The sequence below is a fragment of the Saccharothrix obliqua genome (assembly GCF_019375475.1).
In the GTDB taxonomy this organism is placed as follows: domain Bacteria; phylum Actinomycetota; class Actinomycetes; order Mycobacteriales; family Pseudonocardiaceae; genus Actinosynnema; species Actinosynnema obliqua.
Map to the genome: position 1 here is coordinate 123,034 of NZ_JAHXGQ010000012.1, position 24,052 is coordinate 147,085.

The 24,052-nt window shown below is 72.2% G+C and carries 20 protein-coding genes and 2 pseudogenes; 17 read left to right on the plus strand and 5 right to left on the minus strand.

All coding sequences use genetic code 11. The features are described from left to right. Nucleotides 1–19 precede the first annotated feature (19 nt). The 4 genes from KZQ38_RS30425 to KZQ38_RS30440 are packed head-to-tail and all read left to right on the plus strand — an operon-like array spanning nucleotide 20 to nucleotide 4,819. A complete protein-coding gene (locus tag KZQ38_RS30425) occupies nucleotides 20–1,003 on the plus strand; it encodes an ornithine cyclodeaminase (protein ID WP_219446931.1) in 984 nt (327 codons plus the stop codon). Then, nucleotides 994–2,358 carry an alanine racemase gene (locus KZQ38_RS30430; protein ID WP_219446932.1) on the plus strand — a complete coding sequence of 455 codons (1,365 nt, stop codon included), beginning with the start codon at nucleotides 994–996 and terminating at the stop codon, nucleotides 2,356–2,358. The genes KZQ38_RS30425 and KZQ38_RS30430 overlap by 10 nt, the downstream gene beginning before the upstream one ends. Beyond that, nucleotides 2,355–3,407: a PLP-dependent cysteine synthase family protein gene (locus KZQ38_RS30435; protein WP_219446933.1), complete on the plus strand. Its 1,053-nt coding sequence runs from the start codon at nucleotides 2,355–2,357 to the stop codon at nucleotides 3,405–3,407. Before KZQ38_RS30430 ends, KZQ38_RS30435 begins: the two co-directional genes overlap by 4 nt. Then, nucleotides 3,404–4,819, plus strand: a complete 1,416-nt coding sequence (locus KZQ38_RS30440; protein ID WP_219446934.1) for an MATE family efflux transporter — start codon at nucleotides 3,404–3,406, stop codon at nucleotides 4,817–4,819. Before KZQ38_RS30435 ends, KZQ38_RS30440 begins: the two co-directional genes overlap by 4 nt. 70 nt (nucleotides 4,820–4,889) lie before the next feature. Here KZQ38_RS30440 and KZQ38_RS30445 read toward each other — a convergent pair whose 3' ends face one another. Then, a complete protein-coding gene (locus KZQ38_RS30445) occupies nucleotides 4,890–5,186 on the minus strand; it encodes a hypothetical protein (protein WP_219446935.1) in 297 nt (98 codons plus the stop codon). Between the two features lie 175 nt (nucleotides 5,187–5,361). Between KZQ38_RS30445 and KZQ38_RS30450 the strand changes: the two genes are divergently transcribed. After that, nucleotides 5,362–6,084 (plus strand): class I SAM-dependent methyltransferase, encoded by a 723-nt coding sequence (locus tag KZQ38_RS30450; protein ID WP_219446936.1) that lies wholly within the window; start codon nucleotides 5,362–5,364, stop codon nucleotides 6,082–6,084. Nucleotides 6,085–6,089: 5 nt separating this feature from the next. On the opposite strand, the pseudogene add reads toward KZQ38_RS30450, so the two are convergent. Then, nucleotides 6,090–7,066: pseudogene (gene add / locus KZQ38_RS30455) on the minus strand (adenosine deaminase). 96 nt (nucleotides 7,067–7,162) lie between these two features. Here add and KZQ38_RS30460 point away from each other — a divergent pair. Further along, entirely contained in the window at nucleotides 7,163–7,657 is a 495-nt protein-coding gene (locus KZQ38_RS30460) for a hypothetical protein (protein ID WP_308258672.1), read from the plus strand. A gap of 126 nt (nucleotides 7,658–7,783) precedes the next feature. Here KZQ38_RS30460 and KZQ38_RS30465 read toward each other — a convergent pair whose 3' ends face one another. Next, nucleotides 7,784–10,552 carry an AfsR/SARP family transcriptional regulator gene (locus KZQ38_RS30465; protein ID WP_219446940.1) on the minus strand — a complete coding sequence of 923 codons (2,769 nt, stop codon included), beginning with the start codon at nucleotides 10,550–10,552 and terminating at the stop codon, nucleotides 7,784–7,786. A gap of 232 nt (nucleotides 10,553–10,784) precedes the next feature. Here KZQ38_RS30465 and KZQ38_RS30470 point away from each other — a divergent pair, with 232 nt between their 5' ends. The 3 genes and pseudogenes from KZQ38_RS30470 to KZQ38_RS30485 all read left to right on the plus strand — a co-directional run bounded on the left by KZQ38_RS30470 (nucleotide 10,785) and on the right by KZQ38_RS30485 (nucleotide 13,667). Further along, complete coding sequence (locus KZQ38_RS30470; protein ID WP_219446942.1) at nucleotides 10,785–11,438, plus strand: ABC transporter ATP-binding protein; 654 nt, start codon at nucleotides 10,785–10,787, stop codon at nucleotides 11,436–11,438. Continuing rightward, nucleotides 11,435–12,840: pseudogene (locus tag KZQ38_RS30475) on the plus strand (DUF6297 family protein). The gene KZQ38_RS30470 and the pseudogene KZQ38_RS30475 overlap by 4 nt, the downstream one beginning before the upstream one ends. 278 nt (nucleotides 12,841–13,118) lie before the next feature. Then, nucleotides 13,119–13,667 (plus strand): EF-hand domain-containing protein, encoded by a 549-nt coding sequence (locus KZQ38_RS30485; RefSeq protein WP_219446944.1) that lies wholly within the window; start codon nucleotides 13,119–13,121, stop codon nucleotides 13,665–13,667. An 8-nt stretch (nucleotides 13,668–13,675) separates the two neighbouring features. Here the strand turns inward: KZQ38_RS30485 and KZQ38_RS30490 are convergent, their stop codons facing one another. After that, a complete protein-coding gene (locus KZQ38_RS30490) occupies nucleotides 13,676–14,224 on the minus strand; it encodes a TetR/AcrR family transcriptional regulator (protein ID WP_219446945.1) in 549 nt (182 codons plus the stop codon). Nucleotides 14,225–14,302: 78 nt separating this feature from the next. On the opposite strand from KZQ38_RS30490, the gene KZQ38_RS30495 reads away from it, so the two are divergent. From KZQ38_RS30495 to KZQ38_RS30505, 3 genes are all read left to right on the plus strand, one after another. Beyond that, nucleotides 14,303–15,316 carry an alpha/beta hydrolase gene (locus KZQ38_RS30495; protein ID WP_308258673.1) on the plus strand — a complete coding sequence of 338 codons (1,014 nt, stop codon included), beginning with the start codon at nucleotides 14,303–14,305 and terminating at the stop codon, nucleotides 15,314–15,316. A gap of 61 nt (nucleotides 15,317–15,377) precedes the next feature. After that, complete coding sequence (locus KZQ38_RS30500) at nucleotides 15,378–17,078, plus strand: ABC transporter ATP-binding protein (RefSeq protein WP_308258674.1); 1,701 nt, start codon at nucleotides 15,378–15,380, stop codon at nucleotides 17,076–17,078. Next, the gene (locus KZQ38_RS30505) at nucleotides 17,075–18,790 is read left to right on the plus strand and encodes an ABC transporter ATP-binding protein (RefSeq protein WP_219446947.1); all 1,716 of its coding nucleotides are present in this window, start codon (nucleotides 17,075–17,077) and stop codon (nucleotides 18,788–18,790) included. The genes KZQ38_RS30500 and KZQ38_RS30505 overlap by 4 nt, the downstream gene beginning before the upstream one ends. 3 nt (nucleotides 18,791–18,793) lie before the next feature. On the opposite strand, the gene KZQ38_RS30510 is transcribed toward KZQ38_RS30505, so the two are convergent. Next, nucleotides 18,794–19,381 (minus strand): TetR/AcrR family transcriptional regulator, encoded by a 588-nt coding sequence (locus KZQ38_RS30510; RefSeq protein WP_219446948.1) that lies wholly within the window; start codon nucleotides 19,379–19,381, stop codon nucleotides 18,794–18,796. 109 nt (nucleotides 19,382–19,490) lie between these two features. Between KZQ38_RS30510 and KZQ38_RS30515 the strand changes: the two genes are divergently transcribed. The 5 genes from KZQ38_RS30515 (at nucleotide 19,491) to KZQ38_RS30535 (ending at nucleotide 24,050) form a co-directional block, all read left to right on the plus strand. Next, the gene (locus KZQ38_RS30515; RefSeq protein WP_219446949.1) at nucleotides 19,491–19,709 is read left to right on the plus strand and encodes a hypothetical protein; all 219 of its coding nucleotides are present in this window, start codon (nucleotides 19,491–19,493) and stop codon (nucleotides 19,707–19,709) included. 359 nt (nucleotides 19,710–20,068) lie between these two features. Next, a complete protein-coding gene (locus KZQ38_RS30520; RefSeq protein ID WP_219446951.1) occupies nucleotides 20,069–20,929 on the plus strand; it encodes a lamin tail domain-containing protein in 861 nt (286 codons plus the stop codon). Nucleotides 20,930–21,139: 210 nt separating this feature from the next. Further along, nucleotides 21,140–21,736 carry an ECF RNA polymerase sigma factor SigK gene (sigK, locus tag KZQ38_RS30525; RefSeq protein ID WP_219446953.1) on the plus strand — a complete coding sequence of 199 codons (597 nt, stop codon included), beginning with the start codon at nucleotides 21,140–21,142 and terminating at the stop codon, nucleotides 21,734–21,736. Then, complete coding sequence (locus KZQ38_RS30530; protein ID WP_219446956.1) at nucleotides 21,733–22,479, plus strand: anti-sigma factor; 747 nt, start codon at nucleotides 21,733–21,735, stop codon at nucleotides 22,477–22,479. Before sigK ends, KZQ38_RS30530 begins: the two co-directional genes overlap by 4 nt. Before the next feature lie 35 nt (nucleotides 22,480–22,514). After that, complete coding sequence (locus tag KZQ38_RS30535) at nucleotides 22,515–24,050, plus strand: molybdopterin-dependent oxidoreductase (protein WP_219446958.1); 1,536 nt, start codon at nucleotides 22,515–22,517, stop codon at nucleotides 24,048–24,050. Nucleotides 24,051–24,052: the final 2 nt, after the last annotated feature.

Below are 24,052 nucleotides of genomic sequence, written 5' to 3' on the forward strand. Positions count from 1 at the left end.
ACGTGAGAGGAACCTGCCCGTGAACTCCGGTCCGACCCTGCGGATCCTCACCCGGTCCGACCTGGCCGACCTCGAACTCCCGCCGCACGAGGCGCTTTCGCTGGTCGAGGACGGCTACCTGGCCTTCGCCTCCGGCGCCTCGCGGAACCCGGCCAAGCTGATGATGACGATGCCCGACCCCGAGCGCGACTCGGTCACGTACTCGATGCTCGGCTACGACGGGTCGCTCGAACAGGCCGCCTTCAAGACGAGCTACCGGCAGGGCAGCACGTCGGCGGGGAAGTATTACCCGAGCATCACCCTCTACGACGACACCACGGGTATGCCCTTCGTGCTCATGGACTGCCACCGCGTCGGCTCCACGCGCACCCCCGCCAGCACCGCGCTGATCGCACGTGCCTGCGCCTCACCGGACGCGCGCACCGCGTTGATGATCGGCACCGGCGCCCAGACCACCCGCACGCTGCCCTACCTCCTCACCGCCGTGCCGAAGCTCGACCGCCTGCTGTTGTTCGGCACGCACCCCGACGGCATCCGCGACAGCGTCGCGATCCTGGCCGAGCACTTCCCCGGCCGCGAGGTCGAACTGGTGGACGACGTGGAGGCCGCGTCCCGCGAGGCCGAGATCGTGGTCGCGGCGTCCGGGCGCGTGGCGCACCCGCTGGTCAGCTTCGACTGGCTGCGCCCCGGCGGCCTGCTGATCTCCGTCGCCAGCAAGGGCGTCGAGGAGGGCGCGATGGCCAAGGCCGACTACGCGGTGGCGACCAGCGCCGCGCAGCTCGCGGTGACCGGGCAGCGGATGGCCGGTCCGGACGGGGTGTTCCGCGTCGACACCGAGGTGCCGGAGATCCTGGCGGGCCGCGCGCCCGGCCGCCGCACCGACGACGAGCGCATCTTCGCCTTCAACAGCGGCATGATCATCACCGACATCCCGGTCGCGCACGCGCTCGCCACGCGTGCGATCGCGGCGGGTCGCGGGCACGAGGTGGCGTTGTGGTCCTGACCGATGCGACCCTGTCCACGCCGCTGCCCGCGACCGAGCGGCCCTGGGCGCCGGAGCTGCGGGACAGCGGGATGTTGTGGGAGATCGCCCGCGCCCTCGGCGGCGGCCCGTTCCACGTGATCCACCCGGAGACGTTCGCGGAGAACCTGGACGACCTGATCGGCGCGCTCGCCGCCGAACGCACCCCCGGCCGGGTGTACTACGGCAAGAAGGCGAACAAGGCGTCGGCGTGGTTGCGCGAGTGCATCCGCCCCGGCGCCGGAGTCGACGTGGCCAGCGTGCCGGAGCTGGCGCACGCCCTCGGCAACGGGCTGCGCGGCGAGGCGATCGGCGTGACGGGCGCGGCCAAGTCCGACGGCCTGCTGTGGTTGTCGCTGCGCCACCGCTGCCTGATCGCGGTGGACGCCGCGGACGAACTGGAGCGCGTCGCCCGGCTGGCGGCCGAACTGGGCGAGACCGCGGAGGTGTTGTTGCGCGTCCTGCCCCCGATGGCGACGACCAGCCGGTTCGGCTTCGCGCCCGACGACCTCGCCGCGGCCGTCCGCCGCTGCGCGGACCTCGGCGGTTCCGTCGTGCTGCGTGGCTTCTCCTTCCACCTGGACGGGTACGACCCCGTGCCCCGCGCGCGGCTCGCGGCACACCTCGTCGACCTGTGCCGGGACGCCCGCGCGCTCGGGCACCCCGCCACGAAGATCAGCATCGGCGGCGGTGTCGCCGTGGCCTACGTGGCGGAGGAGGACTGGCGGCGGTTCGAGGAAGGCCGGCACGACGGGTGGTTCCACAGTGGACGGAACCCCGCCCGGACCTACCCGTACCACCAGGCGCCGACCGGCGCGGCGATGGTGACCGCCATCCTGCGGCACGACACCGGCGGCGTGCCGCTGGCGGACCGGCTGCGTGACGCCGGGGTGGAGCTGCTGCTCGAACCCGGCCGGGCGCTGGTCGACGGCGCCGGGTTCTCGGTCTTCCCGGTCCTGGGCCGCAAACCCAGCGGCGACCACCTGATCACCACCGTGGCGGGGCTCAGCATGAGCCTGTCCGAGCAGTGGAAGGGCAGCGAGTTCCTGCCCGACCCGGTCCTGGTGCGCGCGGGCGGGTCGCCGGAGGCCGGTGAGCCGGTGCGCACCGCGGTCGTCGGGTCCAGTTGCATGGAGTACGACGTGTTCACCTGGCGGACGGTGCGGCTGCCCGCCGAACCGCGGCCGGGCGACCTGCTCGTCTACCCCAACACCGCCGGCTACCAGATGGACAAGAACGAGAGCGGCTTCCACCAGCTGCCACTTCCCCCGAAGGTCGTGGTCGGCGACGGGAGCTGGCACGTCGACACCGACTACCCCGTCCAGGAGTTCCGATGACCATCGTCCGGCGCGCCTCCGACCTGATCGGGGACACACCGCTGCTCGAACTCGCCCGCACCGGCACCGGCACCCGGTTGCTGCTCAAACTCGAACAGCTCAACCCCACGGGCTCCTGCAAAGTGCGCATGGCCAAGCAGATGGTCGTCGAGGCGGAACGCGACGGCCGGCTGAAGCCGGGCGGCCACATCGTCGAGCCGACCTCCGGCAACACCGGTTGCGGGCTGGCGTTGTTCGCGCTGGAGCGCGGTTACCGGTTCACCGCGGTGGTGGACCGGCACGCGGCCCGCGAGAAGCTGCGGATGCTGTCGGCGATGGGCGCGGAGCTGGTGTTCGTCGACACCCCGTCGACCGGCGGTCCCAGCTCGGTGCGGCGGAGGGAGGTCGCCGCCCGGCTCGCCGCCGAACTGGGGGCCTACCACCCGGACCAGCACAACAACCCCGGCAACGCCAACGGCTACACCGACCTCGCGGCGGAGCTGCTGCGCCAGCTCGGCGCGGTCGACGTCCTCGTGGCCGCGATCGGCACCGGCGGCTCGCTGTGCGGCACGGTCCGGGAGTTGCGCGCGCGGGGTGCGCGGACGCTGTCGGTCGCGGTGGAGCCGATGGGTTCGATCATCTTCGGCGGTCGGCCCGGCGTCTACCACCAGACCGGCGCGGGCAGCCCGGAGGGCTTCCCCGTCGGGTCCAACGTGGACTACTCCCTGGTGGACCGGTCGCACCGGGTGTCCGACGGCGACGCGTTCGCCGGGGCCCGCGTCGTGGCACGCCGCACCGGCCTGCTCCTGGGCGGCACCACCGGCGGAGCGATCCACGTGGCCCTGCGCCGCCTGCTGGAGCACCCGCCCGGGAGCACCGTCGTGGTCCTGGCCAACGACGCCGGGGAGAAGTACCTGGACTCGGTGTACGACGACGACTGGCTGCGGGCGCGCGGGGTGCTCGACGAACTCGCCCACCGCCGCGTCGAGCGCTGGTTCACCACCTACGCGGCGTCGGTCCGCGTCGCCGCGCGCGAGGCGTGGCCGACGCCGGTGGCGGTGGGCGCGTGACGCAGGTCGCGACGGCGGCGCGGGACGGGTACCGCGCGCTCGTGGCGCTGGCCGCCCCGATCGCGGGTATCCAGCTCGCGCAGGTCGCCCTCACTAGCGTCGACCTGGCCATGCTCGGCCTGCTGGGCGTGTCGGCGGTCGCGGCGGGCGGGCTGGCGATCCTGCTCTACAACCAGATCCGCACCATGTGCGTGGGCATGGTCACCGGCACCGGCAACCTGGTCGCGGCGGCGGCCGGTGCGGCGGAGCGCCGCACCGGCACCGACGAGCTGGACGACCGGGCGCGGGACGAGATCCGGTCGTTGCTGCGCTCCGCGTTGCTGGTCGCCACCGTGACGGCGGCGGTGGGCGCGGCCGTGCTCTGCGGCCTCGCCTCGGCCCTCCCGCTGCTGGGCCAGCAGCCCGAGGTGGTGTCGCTCGCCCGCGCGATGATGTTCGCGTTGGCGGGCGGGCTGTTCCCGATGGTGTGGCTGAACGTCCTGCGCCAGTTCGCGGTCGGGTTGCGCAGGCCCGGCTCGCTGCTGGCGGTGACGCTGGTGTCGATCGCGGTCAACGCGGGCTGCAACGCGGTGTTCATCTACGGCTGGCTCGGTCTGCCGCGGTTGGGCGTCGCGGGTGTCGGCCTGGCGACGACGGTGGTCCAGTTCTGCACGCTCGCCGCGTTCGCCTCGACCATCGCCCGGGATCCCCGGCTCAGCTCGATGGTGTCCCTGGCGGCGTGGCGGGCGGACCCGGCGGCGGTGCGGCGGATCGTCCGGCACGGCACGCCGATCTGCTTCACGTACGGGTCGGAGGCGGCGCTCACGTCGATCGCGACCCTGCTGATGGGTGCGTTCGGGCCGGCGGTGCTGGCGGCGTCGAACGTGGCCAACCAGCTCGCGTACATCGTCTACCAGTGCAACATCGGTCTGTCGCAGGGTTCGTCGATCCTGGTGAGCCGCGCGGTCGGCCGGGGTGAGGTCGGTCTGGCGCCGGTGATCGCGCGGCGGGCGTTCACCCTGTCCTGGACGTTCATGGCGGTCGTGAGCCTGGCGTACGTGCTGGTGCCGGGTGCGGTGTTGTGGCCGTTCCTCCAGGACGAGGCGGACGGGGCGGTGCTCGCGACCGCGTCGGCGCTGCTGTTGTTCGCGGTGGCGCAGCAGTACAGCAAGGGGACGCAGAACATCATGGTCGGCCTGCTGCGCGGCCTCGGTGACACCGTGTCGGGCCTGCGGAGCACGCTCGTGGGGTACTGGGCGATCGGTGTGCCGAGCATGGTGTTGTGCGCGTACGTGTTCGACTGGCGCGGCAACGGCGTGTGGACCGGGTTGTGCGTCGGCTTCGCGGCGACCGCGGTCCTGCTCGCCCGCCGCTTCCGCGCCGGCACGTCAAGCGGTTCCACCCGCGGACCGGTGGGAAACTCCGGGGTATAACGCCCCCCCGCACCCGAGCCCGGTCGCCGGCTTCCCGGCGGCCGGGCGTGCCGCGTTCACGCGGTGTGGGTCAGTCGCGGCCCATGTAGACCTTGGCCGTGGTGGCTCCGCGGGGCGACTGCGGAGAGGTGAAGTTCTTCACGTCGCCCTTCGGGCACGCACGGGGTGACCGCCAGCGGCCCAACTCTCGACGGCCCTGGTACCAACGGGTTTCGGTGAAGACGCACTTGCCGTCGGCCTTGGTGTCCTTGACCCATCCGGTGTTCTTGCCCGGCGTGCAGACCCGGCCGGCGGCCGAACCGTAGCTTTCGGAGTGGGACCAGGGCACGCAGGCCAGGGTGGTGCTGTCGGTGGAGACGATCTCCACCAGGTCCAGTCCCCCCGGGTGGGCCTGGACGGGTGCCGCCACCGACAGGGCGCCTCCCGCCGACAGGAGCGCGGCCAGTGCGACATTCCTTTGTCACGTGCCGCTGCCCCAACGACGACCTGGAGGACGCTTTACGGGCCGGGCAACCTCCGCACCGCTCGGACGTCCCGTCAACATGACTTCGGCTCGGGTGAACGACTACGACGACATCGCCGAGGGGTACGCGGCCGAGAACGAGACCAGCCTCGTGAACGCGTACTACGAACGGCCGGCGATGCTGGAACTCGCCGGGGACGTGGCCGGACGGCGGATCCTCGACGCCGGCTGCGGCTCGGGGCCCCTGTTCGCCGCGCTGCGTGATCGGGGTGCGGTGGTGACCGGCGTCGACGCGAGCGCCGGGATGCTGGAGCTGGCCCGGCGGCGGTTGGGCGCCGACGCGGACCTGCGGGTCGCCGACCTGGCCGAACCGTTGCCGTTCCCCGACAACGCGTTCGACGACGTCGTCGCCTCCCTGGTGCTGCACTACCTGCGGGACTGGGGGCCGACGCTGGCCGAGCTGCGTCGCGTGCTGGCACCCGGCGGGCGGCTCATCGTCTCGGTCGAGCACCCGTTCGTCATCACCATGATGCAACGCATGGCCGGGGAGAAGCCCGACTACTTCCAGACCCGCAACCGGGTCGAGGAGTGGACCATGGGCGGGCAGACCGCCCGGTTGAGCTTCTGGGACCGCCCGCTGCACGCGATGACCGACGCCTTCACCGCGGCCGGTTTCCACATCGACGTCATCAGCGAGCCGCCGCCCGCACCCGGCGCCCGCGAGCTGTTCCCCGAGGAGTTCAAGGAGTTCGCGGGCACCAGTTTCCTGGCGTTCCTGTTCTTCGTCCTGCGGGTCGACTGACCGGGTCAGCCGAGCCACGTGGTGATCGAGCCCAGCGCGGCGGCCTTCAGCTCGTCCGGTGCGCCGGAGCCGTTGACGGAGGCCGCCGCCACCGCCGCGAGTTGTTCGTCGCTCAACCCGAGCACGGAGCGGGCGATCTCGTACTCGTGGAGGAGGTCGGTGTCGAACAGCAGTGAGTCGTCGGTGTTGAGGGAGCAACGGACACCCGCGTCGAGCAACGTCGGCAGCGGGTTGGTCCCCACCGGGTGGTACACGCCGAGCAGGGCGTTGCTCGTCGGGCAGATGTCGAGCGTCGTGCCGCGCGTTCCTCGACCAGAGCGGGGTCTTCGACGGCACGCACCCCGTGCATCACGCGGTCGGCACCGAGGACGCCGAGCGCGGCCCGGACCGACTCCGGGCCCGCCGGCTCGCCGGCGTGCGGGACCGACAGCAGACCGGCCTCACGCGCGATGGCGAACGGTCGCCCGAACCACGCCGCCGGCGCGGATGCCTCGTCACCGTCGAGTCCGAACCCGACAACGCCGTCGCCGGCGAACCCGGCGGCGGTGGTGGCCACGGTGAGCGCGTCGTCGACGCCGGCCCCGCGGTTGGCGGCGAGGACGAGCCCGAAGCCGACCTCACCGGCAGCGTCGCGACCCGCCTCCAGGACCGCGGTGACCGCGGCCCGGTAGTCACCCAGCCGACCCCGGAACAGCCCCGGCCACACGGAGAGTTCGAGCCAGACCACACCGGCGGCCCTGGCGTCCTCGACGATCTCGCGGACGGCCCGCCGGACATCGGCCTCGTCGCGCAGGCAGGCCGCGGCGGCGGTGATCGTCGCCGTGAAGTGGGCGAACGAGCCGTACCCCGTGGGGCGCGGGATCTCCCGACCTTCCCGCCGGGCGATTTCCTCGACGGTCGAGCGGCGCAGCGAGCCGTCGAGGTGCAGGTGCAGGTGGGCCTTGGGCAGTTCCAGCAGCGAGCGCGTGCCGACCCCCGTCACGTGGTCCTCCTTCCCTTGTCATGGATCTTCAAGCTCAAGCCACCTCAGGGTCGTTCCCGGATCCGCGGTGGCTCCTCGTGGGGCGATGATCGGGCTGTGGGGTCGTTACGTGAAACCGTGGTGCGTCCGGGCCGTTGGACCAAGGTGCTGCTCGTCGTGACCGGGTGGGCGTCGGTGGTGTTCGCGGTCGGGACGGCCGTGCACGCGTTCGTCGTCGTGGACGAGCAGACGCTGACGCGGATGATGGTCCTGGCCGGGGCCGATCCCGGGCAGGCGCCGGGGTTCCTGGTGGGGTTCCGCGTGGTCGGGTGCCTGTACGTGGTGGGCAACGCGCTGGGCGTGCTCGCGCTGCGCGGGCCGAGCCGGTGGCTGTTCTGGGTCGTGCTGGCGGTCAACGCCACCCAGGCGGCGGGTGTGAAACTGGTGCCGCCGGAGGTCTTCACCGCGGCTCGGGAGCGGTTCGGTGTCGTCGGGGTGTTGCCGTCGCTGGTCACCGACGTCGGCGCGCTGGTCCTGGTCGTCGTGCTCGTCACCGCGTCGGCGGTCACCCGGGCGACCTGGGGCCAGGTCCGCGTGCTCGACCCGGGGTAGCCGTCCACCACCGAACCGACGACGCTCACCGCTGCCCTCGCTTGGTCCTTGAGCCGGCAGGCGCTCGGGACGACGAGCGGCTGACGACTCCGTCCACAGTGTCCGGTGGTCCGCACCGGGAACGGCTCAGGTGGTCGGGGCGGTGACGGCATCGAGTTGCTGTTGGACGCGGTCGGCGTCGGTGCCGCGGCCCTGGCGCCGGTACAGCTCCAGGGCTTCCCGCCACACCTCGACGGCTTGCTCCCGTTGCCCGAGCGCGAGGTGGGGGTGGCCGAGGCGGTCGAGGGTGTCGGAGATCTGGTTGTCGGAACCGATGGCCCGGTAGTTGGCCAGGGCTTCGTGGTAGTGGTCGACGGCCTGCCGGTGGCGGCCGGTGTGGTGGTCGATGTAGCCGAGGCTGTCCAGGGTGGTGGCCTGGCCCTGGGTGTTGCCGTGTTGGCGGTGCAGCACGAGGGCGGCGCGGCAGTGGTCGCGCGCGGTGTCGTACTGGCCGACCCGGGCGGCGGACCAGCCCACCGCGTTCAGCATGTCGGCCTTCCAGTGGGGGTTGCCGAGGGTTTCCTGGAGTTCCAACGCGCGTCGGCAGTGGTCGAGGGCCTGGTGGTCGTCACCGCGGTGTTCCATGACGCGGGCGAGTTCCAGGTGGGTGGAGACCTGGTTCAGGACGTCGTCGTGTTGTTCGGCCAGGGCGAGGGCCCGGCCGAGGTGGTCGGTGGCGTCCTCGTACTGGTCCAGGCCGGCTTGGGCGCGGCCGAGGTAGCGGTGCGCCCGGATGCGTGGCGCGGGGTCGGGCAGGTGCTCGGCGGCGTTCAACGCCGCCTGCCACATGACCACGTCGCTGTGGAACCGCCCCAACCGCCAGTGGAAGTCGGTCAGTGCCCAGGCGAGGTGCCAGACGACGTGGTGCCTGCCCTGCTCCGCGGCGCTGTGCTGGGCGGCCGGCAGGTTCGACTGCTCGGCGTCCAGCCAGGCCAGCGCGGCGGGTACGTCGGACAGCGGCTGCGGGTGCGTGCCGGGCACGGGCGGGTCCGGGCGGATCGACCCGTCCGAGGGGGTCAGCAACTGGTCGGCGGCGTGGGCGGTGTGCAGGTAGAAGTCCACCACCCGGTCCAGTGCGGCTCGCCGCACGGGTTCGGGCAGGTCGCGTGCCGTGGTGGTGGCGTAGGCCCGAACCAGGTCGTGCAGGGCGTACCGGCCGCCGGCGGTGCGGTCGAGCAGGGAGGCGTCGACCAGGGCGTGCAACGCGGCGCGTGCCTCCCGTTCCGGCAGGCCGAGGAGGTCGGCCGCGGCGGGCAGGGCGATGTCGGGGCCGGGTGCGATCCCGAGCAGGGCGAACGCGGTGCGCTGGGCGTCGGTGAGGCGGCGCAGGGACCACGAGAGCACGGCGGGCAGGCTGGCGGTGGGGTCGGTGTCGTCGAGCGCGTCCAGGCCGTACTCGCGCAGTTCGGCGACGGTGTCGGCCAGCGGCAGGTGGTGGTCGGTCGCGGCGCGGGCGGCGATGACGCCCAGCGCCAGCGGGAAACCGCCGCACAGGCCGATCAGGTCGGTCACCGCCTGCTCCTCTGCCGTCACCCGTGCCGCACCCAGCCACGCCGTGAGCAGGTTCCGGGATTCGGTGTCGGACAGGACGTCCAGCGGCAGCGGGCGGGCGCCGTGCCGCGCGATCAGGCCGGGCAGCCGGTGGCGGCTGGTGACCAGGACGGTGCAGGAGTCCGTGCCGGGCAGCAGGGGACCGACCTGTTCCGCGTTGGCGGCGTTGTCCAGCACGACCAGCATCCGCCGGTCGGCGACCAGGCTCCGGTAACGCGCGGCCCGCGCGTCCGGGTCGGCGGGCAGCTGGTCGGGGTCCGCGCCGAGCGCGTCGAGGAAACCACGCACCGCCTCGTCCGGCGACATCGGCTCACCCGCGGGGCTGAAACCACGCAGGTCCACGAACAGCTGCCCGTCCGGGAACCGGTCGAGGTGGCGGTGCCCCCAGGCCAGGGCGAGCCAGGTCTTGCCGATGCCGCCCGCCCCGCCGATCGCCGAGATCACCACCGCCCGGTCCCGTCCCGCGGCGCGGGTCAGGGTGCGGTCGAGGGCGTCCAACTCGACCACGCGCCCGGTGAACAGCCTGGGCGCTGCCGGCAGTTGGCGGGGGACACCCGCTTTCGCGGTGATCCGGCCCGGGTCGGCGGACAGGGTCGGGTCGGCGGCCAGGATCCGTCGGTGCAGGTCCTGGAGGGCGGGGCCGGGGTCGGTGCCCAGTTCGTCGACGAACCGCTCGCGGACGCGTCGGTAGTGCTCCAGGGCGTCGGCCTGCCGACCGCCGCGGTACAGGGCCAGCAGGTACTGGCCGATGACCCGCTCGTCCCACGGGTGCTCGGCGACTCGCGCGGCCAGTTCCGCCACCAGTTCACCGCCCTGGCCGGCGCGGAGCAGGGCGTCGGTCAGGGCGTGCTGCGCGGACAGCCGCTCCTGGTGCAGCCGCTCGCGTTCGGCTTCCGCCCACGGTCCGGTCAGGCCGGTCAACGCCTCGCCGCGCCACAACGCCAACGCCTCGGTCAGCACCGCCACGTCGTCACCACGACCGCTCAGCTCCCGGAACCGGTGCAGGTCCACGACCGGGTCGGCCTGGTCCACCACCAGCGCGTAGCCGCCCGAGCGGAGCACGATGTCGCCCGCACCCGCCAGGGCGCGGCGGAGCCGGGACAGGTAGCTGTGCAACGTCGTCCGCTCCCGCCGCGGCGAATCCGGTCCCCACACCCGTTCCACCAGCAGCTCCGCCGGCACGGCGCGTCCGATGTCGACCGCCAGCGCCGCCAGCACGCACCGCTGCCTGGCCGGACCGAGGTCCACCGCCCGCCCGTCGACGTGGGCGGTCACCTCGCCCAGCAGCCCCAACTCCACCGCCATGCCGTTGCCCCTCCATCACCGATTTCCCGTTGAGCAGCAGGGATAGCGCGCAGGTCCAAGCGCCGGATCGCACGAACGGCCGCCTTCCCGGGTTCCATGATGTACCGACCGGACGTGCGGGGTGCGGCCAGGCGACGTGGGTGGCATCGGCGAACGCTGGACAATGGGTGTGGAAAAGGCCGTGGCGGACGTATTCACCGCCACGCGTCGCAGACACGACGTCAGGAGCGCGATGCCCGGCGATGTTGGCCACTCCGCCACCGGTGAACTGCTCGCCGTTCGAGGGCTGACGAAGGCGTACGGTGACTTCCTCGTGCTGGACGATGTCGGTTTCTCGCTGCCGGCGGGTGCGGCGGCCGGCGTGGTCGGTCCGAACGGTTCCGGGAAGTCCACCCTGCTCCGCTGCGTGGTCGGCACCGAGTCAGCGGATTCCGGCACCGTGCTGCTGGACGGCGTGGTCTTGGACGAGACCGCGTCCGAGGTCCGGGCGGCGCTCGCCGGTGTGCTGGACGACGTCGATTTCTTCACCGACCTCTCGGTGGTCGACCACCTTCGCCTCTACGCGTGGGCGCACGGCGCGACCGATCCCGATGACGTGGTCGACGGGGTGCTCGCGGAACTGGGCCTGGCAGCGGCGGCCGACCAGTTGCCGAGCACGCTGTCCAGCGGTCAACGCCGGAGGTTGGCGCTGGCCGCGTGCTTCGTCCGCCCGCGCCGGCTGCTGGTGCTCGACGAGCCGGAGCAACGGCTCGACGCGGCCGGCCGGGTGTGGCTGGCCGAGCGGTTGCGTGGGGAGAAGGCCGCCGGGACCGCGGTCCTGATCGCGTCGCACGATGACGACCTTCTCGACGCGGTGGTCGACATGCGCGTCCACGTCGGCGCATGACACACCAACGTGCGGACCGCTTCGGTGGCGTCGTCCCTCCGGCGGGCGCGGTGCGGGACCGGTTGCGTGCGCACCGGGCCAAGCCGCGTTCCCTGACCGCACGGCTGGCCGACGCCTACGGCAGGTCGTTCAACGTGGCCGTGATCGGCGGCATCGTGATCTCCGCGGCCAATTCGGGCTTGGAGACGGCCGTGTCGCCCGACTACGCGATCCCCGCGGAGCGGGTCGAGTTGCTGCGGTGGTTCGTCGCGCTGGCTGTGTCCCTGCTGCTGGCCCTGCTGGGCAGGCTGGCGTTGGCGGTCGGCCCGGTGCTGGTCGGGGCGACCTGGCAGACGTGGTTGTTGAGCACACCGGTGTCCCGAAGGGAACTGCTGACCGCGCGGTTCCTCGCCGTCCTGGGTGTCGGGGGTGTTGCCGCCCTGGCCGTGGCCGTGCTCGCGGTGGTGGCGGTCAGGCCGTCGGACGTCCTGACCCCGCTCGGCCCGGCGGTGCCGGTCGGGGTGGTGCTCGCGGCGTTGGCGGTCGGTGTCCAGTCGAACCCGGCCGGGGCGCGGCTCGTCCGGCGGGTGCTCGACGGGTTCGCTGTTCTGTGCGCGGTGGGGTTCGGCGTGCTGGCGTTGGCCGGCCCGGCGGTCCCCGCGTTCCCCTTCGCGCCCGAACCGCTGACGACCTCGCTGATCGCGCTCGTCGCCGCGGCGCTCGCGGGCTGGTGGGCGTACACCGCTCTCGGCCGGTTGAGCCGCGCGTCGCTCGCCGCCGGGACGGAGTTCGCCGACGCCACCGTCACCGCCGTCAACTGGCTGGACCCGGCGTTGCTGTCCTCGACGTTGGCCGTGCGCCGCGCGCGTGCCGTCGGCCGGGTGCGCCCGGCACGACTGCGCGGTGGTCGGACGGGGGGCTGCTGCGCGCGGAACTCGTCCGCCACCGGCGCAACCCGCTGGGCCTGCTGCTGTACGCCGGGCTGGTGCCGCTGCCGTACCTCACGGCGGCGACGTTGCCCGCGCACCTGATCGCGGCGGTGCACCTGGTTTGCGCGTTCCTCGCGACCGACCGGCTGGCCACGGGTCTGCGTGCGGTCTGCCGATCGCCCGCGCTGCGGCGCGCGATCGGCGGCCGGGACCGGCAACTGCGCCTGGTCCACCTCGTCCTGCCGTCATCCGGCGCGCTGCTCTGGGTGGCCGCCACCGCGCCCGCGCTGCCGGACCCGTCGGTCTTCCCGGTGGCCGTTTCGATCCTCGGTGCCGTCGCGGTCACCTACCGGATCGCGAACCGGCCGCCCGTGGAGTACACGTCGGCCGCGGTGGACACGCCCATGGGGATGATGCCGATCGGGCTGATCGCACAGGTCCTGCGTGGCCCCGCGCTGCTGTTGGCGCTGACCGCGGTGCAACTGCTGTGGTGACGGACGAAGGAGCCCACGCCCCCGACCCCCACCCGCCACGTCTTCGCGCCCGACGCGGTGATCCGCGAAGAACCGCACGACATCACGGCGAAAGGCGACGACCGGCTCGGGAATTGCCGGAGTGCCACTCGCCTATGGCCCTGGAGCACTACTGACGGTGGGTTTTCTCGTCACCGCTTCGAGTGAAGCGGCGAACCCGTTTTCCCGATGTCCGCTCACCACGCCTTCGCTACTGTTCGGCCTACTTCAGGGTCGATGCCGAAGGCGAGGAAATTCACATGTCCGAGCAGTTGTTGACCGCGAACATAGAGCGCGTTTTCGCGGTTCTCGACCTGAATGGCGACGGCCGGGTGGAATGGGCCGACTTCAAGACCATCACGGAAGCGGTCAGCCGGGAGTTCGCGGTCCCCGCGGACGCGGCCGAGCCCGCGAACCTGCTGGCGGCGTACCGGGAGGTGTGGGACTACGTCCGGGACGTGGCGGACGCCGACAGCGACGGGGCGGTGACGAAGCAGGAGTTCGAACACGCCCACCTGTCCGGGGAGCTGTCGCTCGACGCGGTGGCCGACCTGTGGGCCGCCGTGTCGGACCGGTGCTTCGAGTTGATCGACCGGGACGGTGACGGTCACGTCGACCAGGCCGCGTTGGCGGCGTTGTACCGGGCCGCGGAGGTCGCCGACGCGGAACTGGTCGCCGCGACGGCGTTCGCCGCGATGGACGCCAACAGCGACGGCCACGTCGACAAGGCCGAGTTCACCGCCAACGTGCGTGGCGTCTTCACCGCCACCAGCGAGTCGATGAAGGGCGCCCACATGCTCGGTGGCTGACCCCGCGGTCAGCCGAAGTGGTGCCGGACCATCTCGACCAGCGCGGTGACGTCGGCGTCGACCATCGGCTCGCCGGTCATGCCCAGCCGGTGGAGCAGGGTGCCGACGACGATGTCGATGAAGAGCAGGACCCGGTTCTCCGGCTCGCCGAGGGCGTCCTGGAGCGCGATCCGGTACGGGTCCTGCAACCGCGTGGACAGGATCGCGCGCAGGGCCGGATCGTTGACGGCGTCGACGAACACCCCCGCGAACGCCGCCCCGACGCCGGGTTTGCCGATCTCCGCCGCGACCCAGCGGATGGCCGTGGCCATGACCTCCTCCCGACCGACCCCCTCCAGCGGCGCGGGGCCCAACGCGTCGAGGAGGCAGTCGGTGATCAACGCCCCCTTCGACGGCCAGCGGCGGTAGAGCGTCGTCTTCGCCACGCCCGCCGCCGCCGCGATGCGGTCCATCGTCGCGCCCGCGTAGCCCAGTTCGTGGACCGTGCTCAAGGTCGCGGCGAAGACCGCGGCGTCGATGCCTGCACGCGGGCGGCCGGGCTGCTTCGCGGGGGTCATGCCCCTCAGCATAGCCAATTACGCTACCGTCGGTATCGCTACCGGTGGTAGCGTAATTGGCATGATCGAGGAGGAGACGTGAGCGACGGCACCGACCGACCGCCGTTGGGCATCCGGCTGCTGCACGCCATCGGGAAGGAACCGGACTGGTCGACGATGACGGCCGAGGAGCTGGCGACCCTGAGCAAGGCGGTGAACCGCAAGCGACAGGCCCCACTGGCCCGGCTGATCACCGGGTTCCCCGATCGCGGCGCGACGATCCGGTGGCAGGACGTGACGCTGCCCGACCGCGTGCTCCCGGTCCGGGTGCACCGGCCCAAATCCGGCGTCGTGGACCTGCCACTCGTGCTGCACGTGCACGGCGGCGGGTTCGTCGGCACGGCGGTGCAGAGCGACTGGGTGAACAGCCACCTCGCCGCACGGCTCCCGGCGGTCGTCGTCTCGGTCGAGCACCGCCTGCTCCGGCCGGGCAGCCCGCTGCTCGCGGCCGTCGACGACGGCTGGGACGTGCTGCGGCACCTGGTCCGGCACGCCGCGGAATGGGGCGTCGACCCGGCGCGGGTCGCGGTCTTCGGTGAGAGCACCGGTGGCGCGATCACCGCGCTGAACACGTTCCGGGCCAGGGAGTCCGGCCCGCGCCTGCGGGCGCAGGTGTTGGTCAACCCCGCTCTCGACGTGACCGACGCGGGGTACGACCACGCCTCGATGGTCCGGCACGCGGACAGCCCGACGTTGAACCTGGCGCAGATGCGGTTGTTCCAGCGGCTGTCCGCTCCGCCGGGGACGGATGCCCGTGCCCTGTCACCGTTGCAGGCCGACGACCTGAGCGGGCTGCCCCCGGCGCTCCTGGTGGTGCCGACCATCGACCCCGTCGCCGACCACGCCCGCCGTTACGCCGAACGGCTACGTGCGTCCGGCACGCCCGCCCAGCTCGCCGAACACCCCGGGGCCACGCACGCGTTCCTCAGCATGCCGGGCGTGGTGCCGCGGGCCAAGGCGGCGCGGGCGGAGATCATCGGCTTCCTCCGGAGCCACCTGTGCGTGACGGAGAGACCGGGAGCACCGAGGGCGGCAAGCGATGACCGGCGTTGAACCCGCTGTGGCGGAAGGGAAATCGCCGACGCGCCCTTACTGGTGGACCTTCGCCGTTGTCGTGCTCTTGCAGTTGGTCGGTGCGGTGGCGGGTCTGGCGCCGTTGTTGGCGGTGGTCGAACTGGGGCGTGTGCTGTTGTCGGCCGGACCGGTCGACCACGACCACGTCCGGCTCGTGGTGATCGCGGGCGCGGCGGGCCTGTTCGCCCGGCTGGTGCTCACCGCCGCGTCCTCCGGGATCGGGCACGTCCTGGACGACCGGGTGCAGCTGTCGTTCCGACGCCGGCTGGCCGCGCGGCTGGGGCGCGTGCCGATCGGCTGGTTCTCCCGACGCCGGACCGGTGAGCTGGCGAAGGTGGTGGGGGAGGACATCAGCGCCGTGCACCCGTTCATCGCCCACGCGCCCGGCGAGCTGGTGGCCGCGTTCGCGGTGCCGCTGGTGTCGCTGGTCTACCTGTTCGGCATCGACTGGCGGCTCACGCTGATCACGTTGATCCCGGTCGTGCTGGCCGTGGCGCTGGTCCCGCTGATGATGACCCCGGCCCGGCTGCGCGAGCAGCGCGAGTTCGACGCGGGGATGGGCCGGATCGCGAGTTCCGTCGTCGAGTTCGTCCAGGGCATCGCGGTGGTGAAGGCGTTCGGCGGCACCGGGCGCGCCCACCGCGAGTTCCGCGTGGCCGCGGATGACTTCGTCGGGACGTTCAACCGGTGGGCACGCGGCATGTCGGGGCCCGCCGCCGCGATGCAGTTGGCCCTGTCGCCGCCGTTCGTGCTCCTGGTGGTGTTGAGCGGCGGTGCGCTCCTGATCGGAGGTGGCGGCCTGGCACCGGCCGACCTGCTGCCCTTCCTGCTGCTCGGCCTGGGTCTGACCGCGCCGGTGGCGGCGCTCGGTCACGGCTTCGACGACATGCGGGCCGCCCGGCGCGCGGTCGGCCGGATTCGGGAAGTCCTGGACGTGCGGCCACTCCCGCGACCCGCGAACCCGGTCACGCCACAGGGGCACCGCGTGGAACTGCGTGACGTCCGCTTCGGCTACGAGGCCGATCACGAGGTGCTGCGCGGGATCGACCTGGTGCTGGAGCCGGGGACGGTCACCGCGGTCGTCGGGCCGTCGGGCAGCGGGAAGTCCACATTGGTCCAACTGCTGCCGCGCTTCTTCGACCCGACCGGCGGTTCGGTCACGATCGGCGGTGTCGACCTGCGTGAGCTGGACAGCCGTGACCTCTACCGGACGGTGTCCTTCGTCTTCCAGAGCACGTCCCTGTTGCGTGCCACGGTCGCGGAGAACATCGCGCTGGCCGTGCCGGAGGCCGACTTCGCGGACGTGGTGCGTGCCGCCCGGCTGGCCGACATCCACGATCGCGTCCTCGCCCTGCCGCACGGGTACGACACGGTCCTCGGCGAGCAGGCGCGGCTGTCGGGTGGTGAGGCACAACGGATCTCGCTCGCCCGGGCATTGCTGGCCGACACGCCCGTCCTGGTGCTGGACGAGGCGACCGCGTTCGCGGACCCGCGGACCGAGCAGGCGGTGCGCCGCGCGCTGGCGGCGGTGAAGGGCGACCGGACGGTCCTGGTGATCGCCCACCGCCTGGAGACGATCAGCGACGCCGACACCGTCGTGGTGCTGGAGGAGGGGTCGGTGGTCGAGCGCGGCAGCCCGGCCGAGTTGTTGGCACACGACGGGAAGTTCGCGGCGTTCTGGGAGTCCCACCGATCGGCGGTGGCCGAGGAGATCGAACGGCGAGGAGACGCGGCCCGATGATTCGAATGCTGCTGCGCGTACTGGGGCACCGGTACGCACGGCCGGTGCGCCGCACCGTGGCGTTGATGACGGCGACCGCGGTGGCCGAAGGATTGTCCTACGCGTTGCTGGTTCCCGTGCTGCGGGCGTTGCTCGGCAGCGCACCCGCGGACGCCTGGCCCTGGCTGGGCGCGTTCGGCGCCGCGGTCGCGGTGTACGCGGTGCTGCGTTACCGCAGCGACCTGTCCGGTTTCCGGGTCGGCACCACGATGTTGCGCGGCATGTACCACCGGCTGGGCGACCACCTGGCCCGGCTGCCCCTCGGCTGGTACGACGCGGGTCGGGTGGGCGAGGTCTCCGTGCTGGCCAGTCGTGGTGTCCTGCAAGCGATGAGCGTGATCGCGCACCTGCTGGCACCGTTCATCTTCGCGTCGGTGACCCCGTTGACGATCGTCGCCGTGCTGCTCGTCGTCTCCTGGCAGTTGGGGCTTGCCGCCCTGGTCGCCGTGCCGGTGGTGGCGGTGATCCAGGTCTGGACGGGACGCCGGATGGCCGCCACCGACGCGCAGCGCCACGAACGCGACCGCGAGGCCACGGAGCGGGTCGTCGAGTACCTCCAGGCCCAGCCGGTGCTGCGGGCGGGTGGCCGGACCGAGGAACGCTTCCGGTTGCTGGACGACTCGTTGCGGGAGGTGCAGCGCGTGTCCCGCCGCGGCACGCTGTCGACGTTGCCCGCGGTGGTGGGTGTGACGCTCGTGGTGCAGGCGGTGTTCACCGCGTTGTCGGCCCTGGGTGTTTCCCTGGCGCTGAGCGGGAGCATTGGCGTGGCGGAGCTGCTGACGGCCCTGGTGCTGGCCACCCGCTGCGCGGATCCGCTGCTGTCGTTGTCGGACATCGGCGGCAAGCTGCGTGGCGCTCGTTCCGTGTTGGCGAGGCTGGACGCGGTGTTGCGCACCGAGCCGCTGCCGCGACCCCGCGAACCTGTCGAACCGGCGGGGCACGACCTCGCGTTCGAGTCGGTCACGTTCCGGCACGGCGACCGCGCGGTGGTCGATGACCTGTCGTTGTCCGTCCCGGCCGGACAGCGGCTCGCCGTCGTCGGACCGTCCGGTGCCGGGAAGAGCACGCTGTTGCAGCTGATCGCGCGGTTCTACGACGTGGACGCCGGTGTGGTGCGCGTGGGAGGCACGGACGTGCGCGCGGTCGACCCGGAGGCGTTGATGGCTCGGATCGCCATCGTCTTCCAGGACGTCTACCTCTTCGACGGCACGATCGAGGAGAACGTGCGCCTGGGCCGTCCCGACGCCGACGAGGCCGAGGTGCGGGTGGCGGCGAGCGCGGCGCGGCTGGACGAGGTGGTCGAGCGGCTGCCCGGCGGGTGGGCGGCGGAGGTCGGCGAGGGCGGCGCGCTGCTGTCGGGTGGTGAGCGCCAACGCGTCTCGATCGCGCGGGCGTTGCTGAAGAACGCCCCTGTCGTGTTGCTGGACGAGGTGACCTCCGCGCTGGACCCGATCAACGAGGCAGCCGTCCACGAGGGTGTCGAGCGCCTGATGGCGGGGCGGACGGTGGTGATGGTGGCGCACCGGTTGCGGACCGTCCGACGTGCCGACCGGGTCGTGTTCCTGGACGGTGGCCGGATCGTGGAGGACGGCGGTCACGACGAGCTGCTGCGGCAGGGCGGCCGTTACGCCGAGTTCTGGCATCTCTCCACGGCGCCGGTGACGAGCGGATGAGGGTCAGGCCCGCACGAGGGGGAGGTAGACCGCGTCGACGATCTCGATGACGGTGTTGTCGGTGATGGTGGTGACGCCGCGGACCAGGTACTCGTGCCGCAGCAGGTCGACCGCGACGGTGGCGATGCGGGGCGACAGCGCTTCGGGGCGGGCCTGCCCGCGGGCGACCGCGCGGCCGAGCACGGTCAGCCACCGGGTGAGGCCGGTGTCGATCACCTGATCGCGGATCGTGCGGACGAGGTCGGGTTCGTTGCCCATCTCGGCGGCGAGGACGTGCAGGATGCCGCCCTGCGGTGAGCCGATCCGCTGGGCCGCGCCACGCAGCAGGGCGAGGACGTCGGTGCGGAGGTCGCCGGTGTCGGGCAGCTCTTCGTCCGTCGCGACGTGCAGGTACGCGGCCACGGCCAGCGCGGCGCGGCTGGGCCAGCGGCGGTAGACCGCGGTCTTGTTGGTGTGGGCGCGGGCGGCGACCCGGTCGATGGTCAGGCCGTGGTAGCCGACCTCCGCCAGCTCGTCCAGCGCGGCACGCAGGATCGCCTGTTCCAGCACCTGCCCCCGTCGCCGCGGCCCCTTCCGGGGATCGTCCGCCATGCGCGCTCCTCACCGGTAGAGGACTAGTAGTCCCCTAACTTGCCTTCTTGGCGTTACCGTTGCCGCGAGCGTAGGGGACGTTCAGTCCTTTAATAGGGAGGAGAACGCTATGGCGGAGGACGTGTTGCCCGGCATCCGTGTCGGCGTGGTCCGTGCCACGACCTACGGCATGTTCGGCCCGCCGGAGCGGTTCGTCCCGCAGGCCCGCGCGTTGGGGGCGGGCACGGCCGAGGAGTACGTGGCTCGACCTGATGACGCGGCACCTCGACGTGGTCGAGCAGGTCGACCGGATCCCGGGTCCGGCGGACCAACCGCACACCACTGCTGATCGCCTGGCGGCGGCCCCGCACCGCGCACCGCGAAGACCTCATCGCCCTCACCCGGGAATGGCCCTACCCCGACGCGCACGCGGTGGACGCCTTCGGTGTCGACGCACCCGTACGGCTCCTCGACGGAACTCTTCGGGTCGCGGTCTCGGAAACACCCGTCTTCATCGACACCACCCGGTAGCCCGCGACCGCAGTCCTGCGGAAACTGGGCCGGTCGGGCACCCGTGCTCACCCGGTCGCCCACCTCCCGGCACGCGTGGTGCCGGTCGCGGGCCGCGGTTCCCGCGATCGGCGGTGAACGCGTTCACCTCGCCGGCGTATTAACGATCACCCGCCCACCGCCGGAAGATCATCAACCATGAGTCAAGCCACGACTTCCGGTACCTGGCCCACCATCAGCGTCACCCCGCCGAACCTCTCCGGTCTGGGCACGGACCACGTCACCTGGGGCGTCCCGGCCGGTGGCGGCAAGAGCGGTTACATCTTCCGCGGCGGTGCGGTGGACGTGCGGTTGGACGGGACGGAGTTCACGCTCGGCACGTTCACCCACGAGAACTTCCCGATCCAGGCGATGCCCCAGCCGCAGTTCGACGTCGACCTCACCGCGCGGGTCGTGTTCGAGGACGGCACCCAGGCCGACTTCAGCTTCCGCTTCCACCACAACGAAACGCCCAACACCGGCCCCAACCCGGAGGACGAGGTCGACCTGCCCTCGTTCGTCTCGCCGCAGACCGTCACCGTCGACGGTGAGGAGTACGCGGTCGTCATCAGCGGCTTCAAGCAGGGCGGGCAGGTCGTCCGCAAGTTCATCAGCCCGGAGAACGGCGCGAACAGCGCCGACGTGGTGGCGATCTTCGCCAAGGCGGGCCGGCCCGAGATCGCGATCACGCAGGTCCGGCACAAGGGCGAGGTCAAGGGCAGCCAGGCCGACGAGTACGTCGAGATCGTCAACCGGGGCAGCGCGCCCGGCGACATCTCGAACTGGGTGCTCGGCGCGGACGACGCGGGCCAGGACTTCACCTTCCCGCCCGGCACGGTCCTCCAGCCCGGTCAGCGCATCCGCATCTACACCAACCAGGTCCACCCGGAGTGGGGCGGGTTCTCCTACGGGAAGGGTCGCCCGATCTGGAACGACCAGGGCGACACCGCGAAGCTGCGTGACACGAACGGCAACCTGGTCTCGCACCTCGGCTACGGCAAGGCCGCTCCCACGCCGTGACGCCCGAGTGTGGTGCCCCCGTCGAATCGGCGGGGGCACCCGTGCGTGTCGACCAATCCGACCCGCGCCCGGCACCGAACAGGAGGTGACGACCCGACTGATCGAGGAGGATTCATGTTCCGTGCCGCCACGTCCTCTGTTCGGCCGCCCCGGCTGCGGACGAGCCGATGACGCGCGATCGTCGTGGGGGACCCGATCAGAGGGGGCGCGATGGCAGGGCGTGAGCGCAAGCTGCAAGCCGTACCCGACGACGACGCGGGCGACGTCACGGCGGAGCAGTTGCTGGTCCTCGTGGCACGTGGTGACGACAAAGCGTTCGCCCGGCTGTACGACGTGGTGGCGGCCAGGGTGTTCGGCCTGGTGCGTCACGTGGTGCGTGATCACGCGCAGTCGGAGGAGGTCACCCAGGAGGTCCTGGTCGAGGTGTGGCGCACGGCCGCCCGCTACGACCCGGGGCGAGGTAGCGCGGTGGCGTGGGTGATGACGATGGCGCACCGCCGCGCCGTGGACCGGGTCCGCTCCGCGCAGGCCGCGACCCGCCGGGAAGACCTCGCCGCCCGCCGGGACGCCGAGACGCCGTTCGACGCGGTCAGCGAGCAGGTGGCCGCGCGCATCGAGCAACGGCAGGTGCGGCGGTGCCTGGCCACGTTGACCGACCTCCAGCGGGAGTCCATCCTGCTGGGCTACTTCCGCGGCTACAGCTACCCGGAGACGGCCGCCGTCCTCGGCGTCCCGCTGGGCACGGTCAAGACCAGGATGCGGGACGGCTTGATCAGGCTCCGAGACTGCCTGGGGGTGGCCCGATGACCGACAACGCCCAAGCGCACACGCTGATCGGCGCTTACGTGCTCGACGCCGTCTCCGACACCGAGCGCCGCGCCTTCGAGGAGCACATCGCGGGTTGTCCGAGCTGCGCGCGGGAGACCGCCGAACTGCTGGAAACGACCGCGCTGCTGGCCGGCGGGACGACGGCCGAGCCGCCCGCCCACCTGCGTGACCGGGTGCTGGCCGCCGCGGCACGCACTCGTCAACCGCCGCCGCGGACCGACGACCCACCGCCCCGCCGGAACTCCGGGGGCCGGTGGCCGCGGGTGGCGATCCCGGTCGCCGCGGCGGGCATCGCGGTCGCCGTGACGCTGGGCGTCCAGGCCGTGCACACCAACGATCGGCTGGAGCGCGACCTGCAAGCCCTGGAGCAGGTCAACTCCCGCAATGGCCAGGTCGCCCGGCTGCTGGCCGCGCCGGACGCCAAGCTCGTCCGCGGTGAGGTCACCGGTGGTGGCACGGGGACGGTCGTGGCCTCGCGGATGAAGGGAGAGGTGGTGTTCCTCGCCGATGGGCTGGCGCGGTTGCCGGAGGACCGCACGTACCAGATGTGGTTGATCGGTGCCGACGGGCCGCGGTCGGCCGGTCTGCTCGCGTCGTCCGAGGGGCCGCCCCTGCTGGCGAGCGGTTTCACCGGCACGGAGGCCGTGGGGCTGACCGTGGAACCACGAGGGGGATCACCTCGACCCACGACCCCGACCGTGGTGGTGCTTCCGCTGGTCTGAGCAATCCACGGGGGCGTCGGCTGCGAACACCTCGTATGAACCCATCCACGCGCACGTGGGCGGCCACCGCGGTGGGCCTGATCGCCGTGGCCGCCGCGTTGGCCGCGGGACACCTGGTGGCGGCCCTGATCGACCCGTTGGCCTCGCCGTTCCTGGCCGTGGGCAACGCCGCGATCGACCTGACACCGCACCCGGTCAAGGACTTCGCGATCCGCGCGTTCGGCTCGAACGACAAAGTCGTGCTGCTGACGGGGATGGCGGTCGTCATCGCCGCCGCGGCGGCACTCGCCGGAGTGCTGTCCCGGCGCGGCCCGCTCCCCGGGACGCTCCTGGCCACCGCCCTCGGCCTGGTCGGGGTCGCGGCGGTGCTCACCCGTCCCGCGTTGGGACCGGCCGCTGTGTCGGCACCGCTGACCAGTCTGGTCGTGGGTGTGGTGGTCTTCCGCCGGCTGCACGGATTCGCGCGCCGCGCTTTTCCGTCGCACGTGGACGGTGAGCTGCATGGGTCGGGCCTGGACCGCCGTCGCTTCCTGTTCACCTCGGCCGCCGTCGTCGCCACGGCGTGCGTGGCCGGTGTGACGGGCCGGTTCCTCGGCGGCCGGGTCGACGTGGAGGCGTCCCGCCGCGCCATCCGGCTCACCCCGGACGTGGCCGCGCCGCCGATCCCGGCGGGCGCGGACTTCGCCGGAGCCGGAACACCCGCCTTCATCACCTCCAACGCCGACTTCTACCGGGTGGACACCGCGTTGTCGGTGCCCAGGCTGCGTGCGGAGGACTGGCGGCTGCGCGTGCACGGCATGGTCGATCGCGAACTCGTGCTCACCTACGAGGACCTGCTGAGCAGACCGCTGGTGGAGAGGACGATCAGCCTCTGCTGCGTGTCCAACGAGGTCGGCGGACGCTACATCTCGACCGCGAACTTCATCGGTGTGTCCCTGCGTGACCTCCTCACCGAGGCCGGCGTGCGACCGGGCGCGGACCAGCTCGTGACGCGCAGCGCGGACGGCTGGACCTGCGGCACTCCGGTCGAGGACGTCGGCGGTGACGCGTTGTTGGCCATCGGCATGAACGGCGAACCGCTTCCCGCCGAGCACGGGTTCCCGGTGCGGATGGTCGTGCCGGGCCTGTACGGGTTCGTCTCGGCGACCAAGTGGTTGGTCGACGCGGAACTCACCACGTTCGCCGACTTCGACGCCTACTGGGTCAAGCGCGACTGGGCACGACGCGCGCCGATCAAGACCATGTCCCGCATCGACCGGCCCAAAGCCTTCGAACAGGTGCCCGCGGGGAGGTTCGTCGCCGCCGGGGTCGCGTGGGCACAGCACAAAGGCGTCGACAAGGTCGAAGTCCGCATCGACGGCGGTGCTTGGCGGACCACGACGCTCAGCACGGAGGTCAACGTCGACACGTGGCGGATGTGGCGCGTGGAACTCGACCTCCCGGCGGGCGCGCACACCCTCGAAGTCCGAGCCACCGACCGAACCGGCTACACCCAGACCGGGGACCGGGCCGAGCCGATCCCGGACGGCGCCGCCGGGTGGCACGCGATCGCGTTCACCGCGCGTTCCTGACG

Coding starts and splice junctions, on each gene's coding strand:
- sigK (WP_219446953.1), top strand. CDS start 21,140: ATGGCAGGGCGTGAGCGCAAGCTGCAAGCCGTACCCGACGACGACGCG.
- KZQ38_RS30535 (WP_219446958.1), top strand. CDS start 22,515: ATGAACCCATCCACGCGCACGTGGGCGGCCACCGCGGTGGGCCTGATC.
- KZQ38_RS30465 (WP_219446940.1), bottom strand. CDS start 10,552: ATGGCGGTGGAGTTGGGGCTGCTGGGCGAGGTGACCGCCCACGTCGAC.
- KZQ38_RS30485 (WP_219446944.1), top strand. CDS start 13,119: ATGTCCGAGCAGTTGTTGACCGCGAACATAGAGCGCGTTTTCGCGGTT.
- KZQ38_RS30450 (WP_219446936.1), top strand. CDS start 5,362: ATGACTTCGGCTCGGGTGAACGACTACGACGACATCGCCGAGGGGTAC.
- KZQ38_RS30470 (WP_219446942.1), top strand. CDS start 10,785: ATGCCCGGCGATGTTGGCCACTCCGCCACCGGTGAACTGCTCGCCGTT.
- KZQ38_RS30515 (WP_219446949.1), top strand. CDS start 19,491: ATGGCGGAGGACGTGTTGCCCGGCATCCGTGTCGGCGTGGTCCGTGCC.
- KZQ38_RS30510 (WP_219446948.1), bottom strand. CDS start 19,381: ATGGCGGACGATCCCCGGAAGGGGCCGCGGCGACGGGGGCAGGTGCTG.
- KZQ38_RS30435 (WP_219446933.1), top strand. CDS start 2,355: ATGACCATCGTCCGGCGCGCCTCCGACCTGATCGGGGACACACCGCTG.
- KZQ38_RS30530 (WP_219446956.1), top strand. CDS start 21,733: ATGACCGACAACGCCCAAGCGCACACGCTGATCGGCGCTTACGTGCTC.
- KZQ38_RS30505 (WP_219446947.1), top strand. CDS start 17,075: ATGATTCGAATGCTGCTGCGCGTACTGGGGCACCGGTACGCACGGCCG.
- KZQ38_RS30520 (WP_219446951.1), top strand. CDS start 20,069: ATGAGTCAAGCCACGACTTCCGGTACCTGGCCCACCATCAGCGTCACC.
- KZQ38_RS30490 (WP_219446945.1), bottom strand. CDS start 14,224: ATGACCCCCGCGAAGCAGCCCGGCCGCCCGCGTGCAGGCATCGACGCC.